The following is a 13,176-nucleotide window of genomic DNA, read 5'->3' as shown; positions in this document are numbered from 1 at the left end:
GTTTCGCTTATCCGGCCCACAAAACATTTCCCGTTCCCCATTCTGGCACGTCTATTGCTTTGTTCTACAAGACAAATGCAGTTTTGGCTGAATGTGCAACCTGGTCGCACCAACGTTGAGCGCCGGTAGCACCTGAAAAGTGCAACAAGATATTTTTGCCCCCAAATGGTGCGGCGCACCTCGCAAAAATAAACAATAAAACAGCAAATTCTTTACATTCATCCAAACTAAATGTTAACAAACACATACAAGACTGCACGTTTTAGTAGCAAACAATAACAACATCACAATGGGTATCAATGCGTCCCTGGCGCAGACGATTAAAGGAGTTGGATATGCAATTACGTAAGCTCGCCACTGCCATGCTGGTCATGGGAATGTCCGCCGGTCTGGCGCACGCAGAAGACGCAGCACCAGCGGCAGGCAGCACGCTGGACAAGATCGCCAAAAACGGCGTGATTGTGGTCGGCCACCGTGAATCATCGGTACCGTTTTCTTACTACGATAACCAGCAAAAAGTGGTCGGTTATTCACAGGATTACTCCAACGCGATCGTTGAAGCCGTGAAGAAAAAGCTGAACAAGCCTGACCTGCAGGTGAAACTGATCCCGATTACTTCACAAAACCGTATCCCGCTGCTGCAAAACGGCACCTTCGACTTTGAATGTGGCTCCACCACCAACAACGTCGAGCGCCAAAAACAAGCGGCTTTCTCTGACACCATTTTCGTTGTTGGTACTCGTCTGCTGGCGAAAAAAGGCGGCGACGTCAAAGATTTCGCCGATCTGAAAGGTAAAGCCGTAGTCGTGACTTCGGGTACCACCTCAGAGGTGCTGCTGCACAAGCTGAATGAAGAACAAAAAATGGATATGCGCATCATCAGCGCGAAAGACCACGGTGACTCTTTCCGTACTCTGGAAAGCGGCCGCGCCGTTGCCTTTATGATGGATGACGCCCTGCTGGCTGGCGAGCGCGCGAAGGCGAAGAAACCAGACAACTGGGAGATCGTCGGCAAGCCGCAGTCTCAGGAAGCTTACGGCTGCATGCTGCGTAAAGATGACCCTCAGTTCAAAAAGCTGATGGATGACACTATCGCCAAGGCGCAGACCTCAGGCGAAGCTGAGAAATGGTTTGATAAGTGGTTTAAAAATCCAATTCCACCGAAGAACCTGAACATGAATTTCGAACTGTCAGACGAGATGAAAGCCCTGTTCAAAGAACCGAATGATAAAGCGCTTAACTAATTAATTAGAAGAGTACACAAAACCTTTCAAGTTATATCGAGGCGGCAACTGAGCGAATTCCCGGGCGCTTACATGAGTAAGTAACCGGGATGAATAAAGGCAGCCAACAACGAGATATCTTGAAGGATGAAGTGTAATCAGGGAGGCTTCCCCTCCCTCTCGATTGCTACTCAGCACGGACAGACTATAAGCCTGATGGTCGTTCCCCATCAGGCCTGAAAACCGCAAAACGCTGAATAACAATCTTCGGGGGTAGCGATGCTACCCTTTTTTTTCTGGAGTAGATTTATGTCTATAGACTGGAACTGGGGTATTTTTTTACAACAAGCCCCGTTCGGCAACACCACCTATCTCGGCTGGCTCTGGAGTGGTTTCCAGGTCACTGTCGCGTTATCTATCACCGCCTGGGTTATCGCTTTCCTCATCGGCTCTTTATTCGGCATCTTACGTACCGTACCAAATCGTTTCCTTTCCGGGATCGGCACGCTGTACGTCGAGCTGTTTCGTAACGTTCCGCTCATCGTCCAGTTTTTTACCTGGTATCTGGTCATTCCTGAACTGCTGCCGGAAAACATCGGGATGTGGTTTAAGTCAGAACTGGATCCCAACATTCAGTTCTTCCTCTCATCCATGCTTTGTCTGGGGCTGTTTACCGCTGCGCGCGTCTGCGAACAGGTTCGTGCCGCTATTCAGTCTCTGCCTCGCGGGCAGAAAAATGCCGCGCTGGCGATGGGGCTGACGTTGCCGCAGGCCTACCGCTATGTTCTGCTGCCAAACGCTTACCGCGTGATTGTTCCGCCAATGACCTCAGAGATGATGAACCTGGTAAAGAACTCCGCGATCGCCTCCACTATCGGCCTGGTCGATATGGCTGCGCAAGCGGGTAAACTACTGGATTACTCCGCCCACGCATGGGAATCGTTTACGGCCATCACTCTGGCCTACGTACTGATTAACGCCGTCATCATGCTGGTGATGAATCTCGTCGAACGCAAAATCCGCCTGCCTGGCAATTTGGGAGGCAAATAATGTACGAATTTGACTGGAGTTCTATCGTCCCTTCCCTGCCGTATCTGCTGGATGGGCTGATCATCACGCTGAAAATCACCGTCACGGCAGTCGTCATTGGTATCGTCTGGGGGACCATCCTTGCAGTAATGCGTCTGTCCAGCTTCGCGCCGATTGCCTGGTTTGCGAAGGGTTACGTCAACGTATTCCGCTCCATTCCGCTGGTGATGGTGCTGCTGTGGTTCTACCTGATTGTGCCCGGCTTCCTGCAAAACGTGCTGGGTCTGTCGCCAAAAACCGATATTCGCCTGATCTCAGCGATGGTCGCATTTTCGATGTTTGAAGCCGCGTACTATTCCGAGATTATCCGCGCCGGTATCCAGAGTATTTCTCGCGGGCAGTCCAGTGCCGCGCTGGCGCTGGGGATGACCCATTGGCAGTCGATGAAGCTCATCATTCTGCCGCAGGCATTTCGCGCGATGGTGCCGCTGCTGCTTACCCAGGGCATCGTGCTCTTCCAGGATACCTCGCTGGTCTATGTATTGAGTCTGGCAGACTTCTTCCGTACCGCCTCCACCATTGGCGAGCGTGACGGCACGCAGGTTGAAATGATCCTGTTTGCTGGCGCCGTTTATTTTGTATTCAGTCTGAGCGCATCGTTGTTGGTCAGCTATTTGAAGAAAAGGACAGTTTAATGATTACCCTGAAAAATGTTTCTAAATGGTATGGTCACTTTCAGGTGCTGACCGACTGCTCCACGGAAGTGAAAAAAGGTGAAGTGGTGGTGGTCTGCGGCCCGTCAGGTTCAGGTAAATCAACGCTTATCAAAACGGTGAACGGGCTGGAGCCGGTACAACAGGGCGTCATCACCGTTGATGGTACCGTGGTGAATGATAAAAAGACCGATCTGGCCAAACTGCGCTCTCGCGTTGGCATGGTGTTCCAGCACTTTGAACTGTTCCCGCATCTGTCGATTATTGAGAACCTGACTCTGGCGCAGGTAAAAGTGCTTAAACGCGATAAAAAGCCGGCCCGCGACAAAGCGCAAAAGTTACTGGAACGCGTTGGTCTGTCAGCGCATGCCGAGAAGTTTCCAGCTCAGCTCTCCGGGGGCCAGCAACAGCGTGTCGCCATCGCCCGGGCGCTGTGCATGGATCCTATCGCCATGTTATTTGACGAACCGACATCAGCGCTCGACCCAGAAATGATCAACGAAGTACTGGACGTCATGGTTGAACTGGCCAATGAAGGGATGACCATGATGGTGGTTACCCACGAAATGGGCTTTGCGCGTAAAGTGGCGAACCGGGTGATCTTCATGGATGAAGGGAAGATTGTTGAAGACTCACCGAAAGAAGAGTTCTTCGCTAATCCAAAATCAGACCGTGCCAAAGACTTCCTCGCGAAAATCCTGCACTAATTTTGCTGGCGCGCACCTCCATGTGCGCGCCACCTCACGATTTATCTCTTCACTTCTCGAAACAGGCACAGCCCAGCGTTAACCTTGTCACAAAGTCCCACTTACAAGGAGCAACAATGGCACTTCCTATCCTGTTTGATTGCGATCCAGGTCATGACGACGCTATCGCAATTGTTCTCGCCCTCGCTTCACCTGAACTGGATGTGAAAGCGATAACCTCCTCTGCCGGTAACCAGACCCCCGACAAAACGCTGCGTAACGTATTGCGTATGTTAACGTTGCTCAACCGTACGGATATCCCAGTGGCCGGTGGCGCAGTCAAACCGCTGATGCGCGACCTGATAATTGCCGATAACGTCCACGGTGAGAGCGGGCTTGATGGCCCGGCGCTGCCTGAACCCGCTTTTGCTCCACAGGACTGTACCGCCGTGGAATTGATGGCGAAAACCCTGCGTAACAGTCAGGAACCGGTGACGATTGTCTCCACCGGGCCGCAAACTAACGTGGCATTGCTACTGAATAGCCATCCTGAACTGCACCCCAAAATCGCCCGTATCGTGATCATGGGTGGGACAATGGGCCTCGGAAACTGGACGCCCGCCGCTGAGTTCAACATCTTCGTGGATCCAGAAGCCGCTGAGATCGTGTTCCAGTCGGGCATTCCGGTGGTGATGGCTGGACTGGATGTCACGCATAAAGCGCAAATACATCGTGAAGATACCGAACGGTTCCGCGCTATCGGCAATCCCATTTCGACAATCGTTGCTGAACTACTCGACTTCTTCTTTGAATATCACAAAGATGAAAAATGGGGATTTATTGGCGCGCCGCTGCACGATCCATGCACCATTGCCTGGCTGCTGAAACCTGAACTGTTTACCACCGTTGAACGCTGGGTTGGTGTGGAAACTCAGGGCAAATACACCCAGGGAATGACCGTGGTTGACTACTACTTCCTGAGCGGCAATAAGCCAAACGCCACCGTAATGGTGGACGTGGATCGCGAAGGTTTTGTCGATCTGCTGGCAGAACGGTTGAAGTTTTACGCCTAATGCGTAGGCCGGATAAGACGCAGCGCGTCGCATCCGGCAACATTATCACGGCTCAAACGGTCGACGCTGGAATTGATCGTGTCCGCATTTCGGGCATAGCGGCAGCACATCAGGAGTGTACACCGCCAAATGGAAGTGGCACTTCTCGCACACCAGATTGCCCAACCCGACCACCTCGCCGCTGTGATAAACCCCGTGATGGCTGAGGTCCTGGAACACTTCGCGCCATTCGAGCTGCGTTTTATCGGTAATATCGGCCAGTTCCTGCCAGATACTCTCTTTGATTACCCGCATAAAGACGCTGTCGGTCTCCTCATCGAGGCTTTCTTCATAGCTCAGAGCAAACTCTTCCAGGTCGCGTCTGACGGCCCGGGTGAGCTCTTCCACCTCGGTGCGCGTTAACTCCCCGGTCTGCATAACGCGCTGACGCGCCTGTTCCACCAACGCATCAATATCGCGTTCGCCATTACGCAGGCGTTCACTCAGTGAAGCCACCAGTTCACGGTAATATTGAGCAACCTTGTTCATCGCTTCGCCTCCTGGGTCGTTAACTGTCTATAATAATAGACGTTATTTACGCTACGCTTTGCAAGACTGTCCACAGAGTGTGTAAATTCGTGCAAGAATTATCCTTACGGGAATTCAACGTTGAATGCGCGAAAGGCTGTTTTGGCGCGGGCGTTTGGGCTATGCTATGCGGATCTAAAACACCACATCTAGAGCTACGTTTGTAGCTGTATTGAAAACAGGACCACTGGCTGCCATGCAAGAGCAATACCGCCCGGAAGAGATAGAATCCAAAGTACAGCTTCACTGGGATGAGAAGCGCACATTTGAAGTTACCGAAGACGAGAGCAAAGAGAAGTATTACTGCCTGTCTATGCTTCCCTATCCTTCTGGTCGACTACACATGGGCCACGTACGTAACTACACCATCGGTGACGTGATCGCTCGCTATCAGCGTATGCTGGGCAAAAACGTATTACAGCCAATCGGCTGGGATGCGTTCGGTCTGCCGGCGGAAGGTGCAGCGGTCAAAAACAATACCGCCCCAGCGCCTTGGACGTACGACAACATCGCTTACATGAAAAACCAGCTCAAAATGCTGGGTTTCGGTTACGACTGGAGCCGTGAGCTGGCGACCTGCACCCCGGAATACTACCGCTGGGAACAGAAGTTCTTCACCGAGCTGTACAAAAAAGGGCTGGTGTACAAGAAAACGTCTGCCGTTAACTGGTGCCCGAACGACCAGACCGTACTGGCGAACGAACAGGTTATCGACGGCTGCTGCTGGCGTTGCGACACCAAAGTTGAGCGTAAAGAGATCCCGCAGTGGTTCATCAAAATCACCGCTTACGCTGACGAACTGTTGCGCGATCTGGATAATCTGGATCACTGGCCTGACACCGTGAAAACGATGCAGCGCAACTGGATTGGCCGCTCTGAAGGCGTGGAAATCACCTTCGATGTGAACGATTACGACAACACGCTGACCGTCTACACCACACGCCCGGACACCTTTATGGGTGCGACCTACCTGGCCGTTGCTGCAGGTCATCCGCTGGCGCAGAAAGCCGCTGAAAATAACCCAGAACTGGCTGCCTTCATTGACGAATGTCGCAACACCAAGGTTGCTGAAGCCGAAATGGCGACCATGGAGAAGAAAGGCGTCGACACTGGTTTCAAAGCCGTTCACCCGCTGACTGGCGAAGAGATCCCGGTTTGGGCGGCAAACTTCGTGCTGATGGAATACGGTACAGGCGCAGTTATGGCCGTTCCGGGTCACGATCAGCGCGATTACGAATTTGCGACCAAATATGGCCTGACCATCAAGCCGGTAATTCTGACCACTGAAGGCGCAGAGCCGGATCTGTCTGAACAAGCGCTGACCGAAAAAGGCGTGCTGTTTAACTCCGGTGAGTTTGACGGCCTCGACTTCGAAGCGGCCTTCAACGCTATTGCTGACAAGCTGGTAGCTAAAGGCGTGGGTGAGCGTAAAGTTAACTATCGTCTGCGTGACTGGGGTGTTTCCCGTCAGCGTTACTGGGGCGCGCCGATTCCGATGGTGACGCTGGAAGACGGTACCGTCCTGCCGACGCCAGAAGACCAACTGCCGGTTATTTTGCCGGAAGACGTAGTCATGGACGGCATTACCAGCCCAATCAAAGCCGATCCAGAGTGGGCGAAAACCACCGTTAACGGTATGCCTGCGCTGCGCGAAACAGACACCTTCGATACCTTTATGGAGTCGTCCTGGTACTACGCGCGCTACACCTGCCCGCAGTATCAGGAAGGTATGCTGGATTCCGACGCGGCGAACTACTGGCTGCCGGTTGATATCTACATTGGCGGTATTGAACACGCCATCATGCACCTGCTCTACTTCCGCTTCTTCCACAAACTGATGCGCGACGCAGGCATGGTCAACTCTGATGAACCAGCTAAACAGCTGCTGTGTCAGGGGATGGTTCTGGCCGATGCGTTCTACTACGTTGGTGCCAACGGCGAACGTAACTGGGTTTCTCCGGTTGATGCCATCGTTGAGCGTGACGAAAAAGGTCGTATCGTTAAGGCTAAGGACGCAGAAGGCCATGAACTGGTGTATACCGGCATGAGCAAGATGTCCAAGTCGAAAAATAACGGTATCGACCCGCAGGTCATGGTTGAACGCTACGGCGCCGACACCGTACGTCTGTTCATGATGTTCGCTTCTCCGGCTGATATGACGCTGGAATGGCAGGAGTCCGGCGTTGAAGGGGCGAACCGCTTCCTGAAACGTGTCTGGAAACTGGTTTACGAACATACGTCCCAGGGAGATGTTGCTGCCCTGAACGTTGATGTGTTGACCGAAGATCAAAAAGCGCTGCGTCGCGACGTGCATAAAACCATTGCTAAAGTCACCGATGATATCGGTCGTCGTCAGACCTTTAACACCGCGATTGCGGCGATTATGGAGCTGATGAACAAGCTGGCGAAAGCACCGCAGGCAGACGAGCAGGACAGAGCCCTGATGCAGGAAGCATTGCTGGCTGTTGTACGCATGCTTAACCCGTTCACCCCACACGTTTGCTTCACCCTGTGGCAGGCGCTGAAAGGCGAAGGCGATATCGACAACGCGCCGTGGTCGGTGGCGGACGAAGCAGCAATGGTTGAAGACTCAACGCTGGTTGTGGTTCAGGTAAACGGCAAAGTACGTGGCAAAATCACCGTTCCGGTAAACGCCACTGAAGAGCAGGTTCGTGAACGTGCTGGCCAGGAGCATCTGGTGGCAAAATATCTTGATGGCGTTACCGTACGTAAAGTGATTTATGTACCGGGTAAACTCCTCAATCTGGTCGTTGGCTAAGCGCGGGAGGAAGCGTGCGACTTCTGACAACATTGTTGTTATCGCTGGCGGTGCTTGTCACCGCCGGGTGTGGCTGGCATCTGCGTAGTACTACGCAGGTTCCACCCTCAATGAAAACCATGATCCTGAACTCTGGCGATCCGAACGGCCCGTTAAGCCGCGCGGTGCGTAATCAGCTGCGTCTGAACGGCGTTACGCTGCTTGAAGACGGTACCATGCGTAAAGATGTGACGTCCTTACGTCTGGGTGCGGTCAGCCTTTCGCAAGATACGGCATCGGTATTCCAGAACGGTCAAACGGCTGAATACCAGATGGTGATGTCCGTAAGTGCTACTGTGCTGATTCCAGGTCATGATATTTACCCAATCAGCGCCAAAGTTTATCGTTCGTTCTTTGACAACCCACAGGCTGCACTGGCGAAGGATAACGAGCAGGACATGATCATAAAAGAGATGTATGACAAAGCGGCTGAACAGTTGATTCGTAAGTTGCCAAGCGTACATCTGGCCGATACTCAGTCATCCAATGCTGATGCTGAGCCTGCGGTGAATAAAACCGCAGCGCCTGCGTCATCTCCGGCGCGTGTCTCCACCACGCTGGGTAACTGATGCTCAAGTTGTACCCTGAACAACTCCGCGCACAGCTCAATGAAGGGCTGCGCGCGGCGTATTTACTATTGGGCAACGATCCCCTCTTATTGCAGGAAAGCCAGGATGCCATCCGTCAGGCTGCCGCAACACAAGGATTCGAAGAACACCACGCCTTCACTCTGGACAACAGCACCGACTGGGGAGAGATTTTTTCACTCTGCCAGGCGATGAGCCTGTTTGCCAGCCGCCAAACTCTGCTCCTGCAGTTGCCTGAAAATGGCCCTAATGTTGCCATTAACGAACAGCTCGCTTCACTCGTCACACTGCTACATAACGACCTGCTGCTGATTGTTCGCGGCAACAAACTCACCAGGGCACAGGAAAACGCCGCATGGTATACGGGGCTTGCAAATAATGCGGTTCAGGTAAGCTGCCAGACGCCGGAACAAGCACAGCTTCCTCGCTGGGTTGCCGCCAGGGCGAAACTTAACAACCTGCAACTGGATGACGCGGCCAATCAGCTTTTGTGCTATTGCTATGAAGGTAATTTGTTAGCACTGGCGCAAGCGCTGGAACGATTAGCGTTGCTTTGGCCTGACGGCAAGTTAACGCTGCCTCGCGTGGAGAAAGCGGTTAACGATGCCGCGCACTTTACCCCATTCCACTGGGTAGACGCGCTGCTGATGGGCAAAAGCAAACGCGCGCTGCACATTCTGCAGCAGCTACGCCTGGAAGGTAGCGAGCCGGTTATTTTGCTGCGTACAATACAGCGTGAGTTGCTGTTGCTGGTTAACTTAAAACGGCAGTCGGCCCATACGCCTTTGCGCACGTTGTTTGATAAACACCGGGTGTGGCAAAATCGCCGGGGCATGATGGGAGATGCGTTAAACCGGCTGAACCCGGCGCAACTGCGTCAGGCTGTTACGCTTTTAACGCGTACGGAAATTACGCTTAAACAAGACTATGGTCAGTCAGTGTGGGCGGAACTTGAGGGGCTTTCCCTTTTGCTCTGTCATAAATCGCTGGCCGATGTTTTTATTGATGGTTGATATGAAATCATTGCAGGCTCTGTTCGGTGGCACCTTTGATCCGGTGCATTACGGTCATCTTAAACCGGTTGAAATTCTGGCGAATCTGATTGGCCTTTCCCGGGTCATCATCATGCCCAATAACGTGCCGCCACATCGTGCGCAGCCCGAAGCGTCCGGTGAGCAACGTAAGCGTATGGTTGAACTGGCCATTGCTGATAAGCCGCTGTTTTCCCTGGATGAACGCGAGCTGAAACGCGATACCGCCTCCTACACCGCGCAAACGCTAAAAGAGTGGCGCGAGGAGCAAGGCCCGAACGTGCCGTTAGCGTTTATCATTGGTCAGGATTCGCTGCTTACCTTCCCTTCCTGGCATGACTACCACACGATTCTGGGTAATACCCATCTCATCGTGTGCCGACGTCCGGGCTATCCACTCGAAATGGCGCAGGAAAAACACCAGCAATGGCTGGAGGATCATCTGACCCATTCAGCAGATGACCTGCACAACCTGCCTTGCGGGAAGATTTACCTGGCCGAAACACCGTGGTTTAACATCTCCGCAACGCTCATCCGTGAGCGCCTGGAAAAGGGCGAGCCGTGCGACGACCTGATGCCAGACGCGGTGCTTGACTATATCAATCAACAGGGACTGTACCGCTAAGCGCCTTGCGTAAGGCCGTCAGCAGGTGGTTATTCTCTTCCTGGCTGCGAACGGCTACCCGATAATAGCGCGCATCCAGCCCCGGATAATTGGCGCAACTGCGAATCAAGACATGCTGTTTCAGCAACGCGAGTTGCAGATCCATATCCGCATTATCGCAGCGTAATAAACGGTAATTTGCCCGGCCGGGATACGCCGTCAGGCCGGGCAGATCTTGCAGTTGTTGATCAAACCGCTCCCCCTCTTGTTCCAGCCATTTCCACGTCGCCCGCTGATATGCGCTATCGCGTAAGATAATCTCGCCTGCCAGGGCAGCAAACGCATTAATTGACCACGGCATTTGTTGGCTGCGCATCTGTGCAACGGCCTGTTCGTTACTATTGACCAGATACCCCAGACGCAGTCCCGGGATCGCATAGAACTTGGTGAGCGAACGCAGCACCCAAATATGCGGGTTCTCGTGCAGTAACGGGATAAACCCCGACTCCCCGGCAATAAAATCGATAAACGCTTCATCAAGGATCAGGGCGATCCCCAGCGACTCACAGCGCGTGGCAATTTCACGCAGCAGGCGGGTTTCGGGCAACAACCCGGTGGGATTATTGGGCGTACAGAGAAACAGGCAGTCCAGCTCAGGCGTTAACGCATCGAGGATCGCATCGGTAAGCTGCCAGCCATCGTCTTCGCACAGCGCAAACTCATGGATCGTACACTCTCCCCATTGCAGCGCCCGACGATATTCCGCAAACCCGGGCGTCACGATCATCGCGTGGCGTGGCTTCAGGCCATGCACCAGGGTAAAAATGGATTCGGTTTCACCGTTCCCGGCCAGGATCCACGAGGACGGAATTTGATGATGCTCCGCCAGCGCGGCATGCAGTTGCGCGTAATCGACATCCGGGTAACGCTCCGTGCAGTCCAGATTGTCGATAATCGCCCGTTTTAAACTTACTGGCATACCCAGCGGGTTAATATTCGCGCTAAAATCCAGCAACTGCTCAGGCAAGATGCCCAACAATTCGGCGGCTTCTCGGGTGTTACCGCCATGTGCGCTCTTCAATAATGACATCGTGCCGCTCCACGTAAAAAAGGGTATTTTAGTGAAAAATCACTGCGCAATCAGGGTAAACATCATATTTTGTGCGAATAGCCTCACGAGGAAAACATGAGACTCTGGTTAGTACGTCATGGCGAAACCGAAGCCAATGTCGCTGGTTTATATAGCGGCCACGCCCCCACACCGCTAACGGAACGGGGGATCGCTCAGGCGCAAACGCTGGGTACGCTGTTACGCAATGTCCCTGTCGACAACGTTCTGTGCAGCGAACTGGAACGCGCCCGCCATACAACGCAGTTGATTCTGGCGGAACGCGAAGTTCCTGTGCGCAACATGCCTGAGCTTAATGAGATGTTTTTTGGTGACTGGGAAATGCGTCACCATCGCGATCTGGCGCGCGAAGACGCCGAAAATTACGCCGTGTGGTGTAACGACTGGCAGAATGCGACGCCCACCAATGGCGAAGGTTTTCAGGCGTTTTCCCAGCGAGTGGAACGTTTCATTGCCCAGCTTGCTGATTATAAAGCGAGCCAAAATCTGCTGGTGGTGAGTCATCAAGGCGTGCTGAGCGTGTTGATCGCCCGTCTGCTGTCCATGCCCGCTGCGGCAATGTGGCATTTCCGCGTCGAACAAGGCTGCTGGAGCGCAATTGATTTTTGTGACGATTTTGCGGTTCTGAAAGTGCTTAACAGCCGGGCCGTATGGCGCGACGGGGAGTGAAAGCGCTGTTTTTTATGCCGAAGGGCCTCTCTCCCATTGACACCCCATGACAGGCTGTTATTCTCCGCAGCCTGACTTTTCCCGCCCTTCAGAGCTTTGCAGAAATTGTTTTACAAAAATGGCGATGCATTCTGTGGCGTGGGGTGGGATGATAGCGCACTTCACAAGCGCATTCGGAGACATTTGTCCCGATATCGCCTCTGGTTCAGGTATACTAACAGACGTTTTTAACTCTTTTCACCCAGGGGGAACACTTGCAGGGTAAAGCACTCCAGGATTTTGTAATCGACAAAATTGATGACCTGAAAGGTCAAGACATCATCGCCTTAGACGTTCAGGGCAAATCCAGCATCACTGATTGCATGATTATCTGCACCGGTACATCCAGCCGTCACGTTATGTCTATTGCAGACCACGTGGTTCAGGAGTCCCGCACTGCTGGCCTGCTGCCGCTCGGCGTGGAAGGCGAGAATGTCGCTGACTGGATCGTCGTTGACCTCGGCGATGTGATTGTCCACGTGATGCAGGAAGAGAGTCGTCGCCTGTATGAACTGGAAAAACTCTGGAGTTAATGCGTGAAGCTGCAACTTGTCGCTGTGGGTACGAAAATGCCTGACTGGGTACAAACCGGATTTACCGAGTATCTCCGTCGGTTTCCGAAAGATATGCCCTTTGAGCTGATCGAAATCCCGGCAGGAAAGCGCGGCAAGAACGCGGACATTAAACGCATTCTCGACAAAGAGGGTGAGCAGATGCTGGCTGCCGCAGGCAAAAACCGCATCGTCACCCTTGATATCCCGGGTAAACCCTGGGACACGCCGCAGCTGGCGACCGAACTGGAGCGCTGGAAACTGGACGGTCGTGACGTCAGCCTGTTAATTGGCGGGCCGGAAGGTCTCTCTCCTGCCTGTAAAGCCGCAGCGGAACAAAGCTGGTCACTCTCTGCATTAACCCTTCCACACCCTCTTGTTCGGGTTCTGGTTGCGGAGAGTCTGTACAGGGCGTGGAGCATTACCACCAACCATCCTTATCACCGTGAGTGATCAT

The 13,176-nt window shown here is 53.1% G+C and carries 14 protein-coding genes; 12 read left to right on the top strand and 2 right to left on the bottom strand.

What is annotated here, in order from left to right; all coding sequences use genetic code 11:
- Nucleotides 1-335 precede the first annotated feature (335 nt).
- The 5 genes from gltI (at nucleotide 336) to rihA (ending at nucleotide 4,724) form a co-directional block, all read left to right on the top strand.
- A complete protein-coding gene (gltI, locus tag WC7_RS18725; RefSeq protein WP_016152242.1) occupies nucleotides 336-1,244 on the top strand; it encodes a glutamate/aspartate ABC transporter substrate-binding protein GltI in 909 nt (302 codons plus the stop codon).
- 288 nt (nucleotides 1,245-1,532) lie between these two features.
- Nucleotides 1,533-2,273, top strand: coding sequence for a glutamate/aspartate ABC transporter permease GltJ (gltJ, locus tag WC7_RS18730; RefSeq protein ID WP_016152241.1), 741 nt, complete (start codon nucleotides 1,533-1,535; stop codon nucleotides 2,271-2,273).
- Complete coding sequence (gene gltK / locus WC7_RS18735) at nucleotides 2,273-2,947, top strand: glutamate/aspartate ABC transporter permease GltK (RefSeq protein WP_003022757.1); 675 nt, start codon at nucleotides 2,273-2,275, stop codon at nucleotides 2,945-2,947. Before gltJ ends, gltK begins: the two co-directional genes overlap by 1 nt.
- A complete protein-coding gene (gene gltL, locus WC7_RS18740) occupies nucleotides 2,947-3,672 on the top strand; it encodes a glutamate/aspartate ABC transporter ATP-binding protein GltL (protein WP_003022754.1) in 726 nt (241 codons plus the stop codon). Before gltK ends, gltL begins: the two co-directional genes overlap by 1 nt.
- Before the next feature lie 116 nt (nucleotides 3,673-3,788).
- A complete protein-coding gene (gene rihA, locus WC7_RS18745; RefSeq protein ID WP_016152240.1) occupies nucleotides 3,789-4,724 on the top strand; it encodes a pyrimidine-specific ribonucleoside hydrolase RihA in 936 nt (311 codons plus the stop codon).
- Between the two features lie 45 nt (nucleotides 4,725-4,769).
- Here rihA and WC7_RS18750 read toward each other — a convergent pair whose 3' ends face one another.
- A complete protein-coding gene (locus WC7_RS18750) occupies nucleotides 4,770-5,252 on the bottom strand; it encodes a zinc ribbon-containing protein (protein ID WP_003022748.1) in 483 nt (160 codons plus the stop codon).
- A gap of 235 nt (nucleotides 5,253-5,487) precedes the next feature.
- Between WC7_RS18750 and leuS the strand changes: the two genes are divergently transcribed.
- Genes leuS through nadD form a run of 4 tightly spaced genes read left to right on the top strand, consistent with a single transcriptional unit; the run spans nucleotide 5,488 to nucleotide 10,352 of the window.
- The gene (gene leuS / locus WC7_RS18755; protein ID WP_016152239.1) at nucleotides 5,488-8,070 is read left to right on the top strand and encodes a leucine--tRNA ligase; all 2,583 of its coding nucleotides are present in this window, start codon (nucleotides 5,488-5,490) and stop codon (nucleotides 8,068-8,070) included.
- Nucleotides 8,071-8,084: 14 nt separating this feature from the next.
- Nucleotides 8,085-8,678 (top strand): LPS assembly lipoprotein LptE, encoded by a 594-nt coding sequence (lptE, locus tag WC7_RS18760; protein WP_016152238.1) that lies wholly within the window; start codon nucleotides 8,085-8,087, stop codon nucleotides 8,676-8,678.
- Nucleotides 8,678-9,709, top strand: coding sequence for a DNA polymerase III subunit delta (gene holA, locus WC7_RS18765; protein WP_016152237.1), 1,032 nt, complete (start codon nucleotides 8,678-8,680; stop codon nucleotides 9,707-9,709). The genes lptE and holA overlap by 1 nt, the downstream gene beginning before the upstream one ends.
- Nucleotide 9,710: 1 nt before the next feature.
- On the top strand, nucleotides 9,711-10,352 hold the full coding sequence (gene nadD, locus WC7_RS18770) for a nicotinate-nucleotide adenylyltransferase (RefSeq protein ID WP_087121840.1): 642 nt from the start codon (nucleotides 9,711-9,713) through the stop codon (nucleotides 10,350-10,352).
- On the opposite strand, the gene cobD is transcribed toward nadD, so the two are convergent.
- A complete protein-coding gene (cobD, locus tag WC7_RS18775) occupies nucleotides 10,327-11,421 on the bottom strand; it encodes a threonine-phosphate decarboxylase CobD (RefSeq protein ID WP_016152235.1) in 1,095 nt (364 codons plus the stop codon). The genes nadD and cobD overlap by 26 nt on opposite strands.
- 96 nt (nucleotides 11,422-11,517) lie before the next feature.
- On the opposite strand from cobD, the gene WC7_RS18780 reads away from it, so the two are divergent.
- From WC7_RS18780 to rlmH, 3 genes are all read left to right on the top strand, one after another.
- Nucleotides 11,518-12,129, top strand: a complete 612-nt coding sequence (locus WC7_RS18780) for an adenosylcobalamin/alpha-ribazole phosphatase (RefSeq protein WP_016152234.1) — start codon at nucleotides 11,518-11,520, stop codon at nucleotides 12,127-12,129.
- 254 nt (nucleotides 12,130-12,383) lie between these two features.
- Entirely contained in the window at nucleotides 12,384-12,701 is a 318-nt protein-coding gene (rsfS, locus tag WC7_RS18785; RefSeq protein WP_003022728.1) for a ribosome silencing factor, read from the top strand.
- Nucleotides 12,702-12,704: 3 nt separating this feature from the next.
- Nucleotides 12,705-13,172 (top strand): 23S rRNA (pseudouridine(1915)-N(3))-methyltransferase RlmH, encoded by a 468-nt coding sequence (gene rlmH, locus WC7_RS18790; protein WP_003022725.1) that lies wholly within the window; start codon nucleotides 12,705-12,707, stop codon nucleotides 13,170-13,172.
- Nucleotides 13,173-13,176 lie beyond the last annotated feature (4 nt).

It is taken from the genome of Citrobacter sp. KTE151, from assembly GCF_000398845.1.
GTDB lineage: Bacteria > Pseudomonadota > Gammaproteobacteria > Enterobacterales > Enterobacteriaceae > Citrobacter > Citrobacter braakii.
The sequence above is the reverse complement of the archived record's forward strand: the minus strand, read 5'-3'. Positions and strand labels throughout refer to the sequence as shown.

Bases quoted from the DNA above. Each gene is read 5' to 3' on its own strand.
- gltI (WP_016152242.1), top strand. From the start codon at position 336: ATGCAATTACGTAAGCTCGCCACTGCCATGCTGGTCATGGGAATGTCC.
- gltJ (WP_016152241.1), top strand. From the start codon at position 1,533: ATGTCTATAGACTGGAACTGGGGTATTTTTTTACAACAAGCCCCGTTC.
- gltK (WP_003022757.1), top strand. From the start codon at position 2,273: ATGTACGAATTTGACTGGAGTTCTATCGTCCCTTCCCTGCCGTATCTG.
- gltL (WP_003022754.1), top strand. From the start codon at position 2,947: ATGATTACCCTGAAAAATGTTTCTAAATGGTATGGTCACTTTCAGGTG.
- rihA (WP_016152240.1), top strand. From the start codon at position 3,789: ATGGCACTTCCTATCCTGTTTGATTGCGATCCAGGTCATGACGACGCT.
- WC7_RS18750 (WP_003022748.1), bottom strand. From the start codon at position 5,252: ATGAACAAGGTTGCTCAATATTACCGTGAACTGGTGGCTTCACTGAGT.
- leuS (WP_016152239.1), top strand. From the start codon at position 5,488: ATGCAAGAGCAATACCGCCCGGAAGAGATAGAATCCAAAGTACAGCTT.
- holA (WP_016152237.1), top strand. From the start codon at position 8,678: ATGCTCAAGTTGTACCCTGAACAACTCCGCGCACAGCTCAATGAAGGG.
- nadD (WP_087121840.1), top strand. From the start codon at position 9,711: ATGAAATCATTGCAGGCTCTGTTCGGTGGCACCTTTGATCCGGTGCAT.
- cobD (WP_016152235.1), bottom strand. From the start codon at position 11,421: ATGTCATTATTGAAGAGCGCACATGGCGGTAACACCCGAGAAGCCGCC.
- WC7_RS18780 (WP_016152234.1), top strand. From the start codon at position 11,518: ATGAGACTCTGGTTAGTACGTCATGGCGAAACCGAAGCCAATGTCGCT.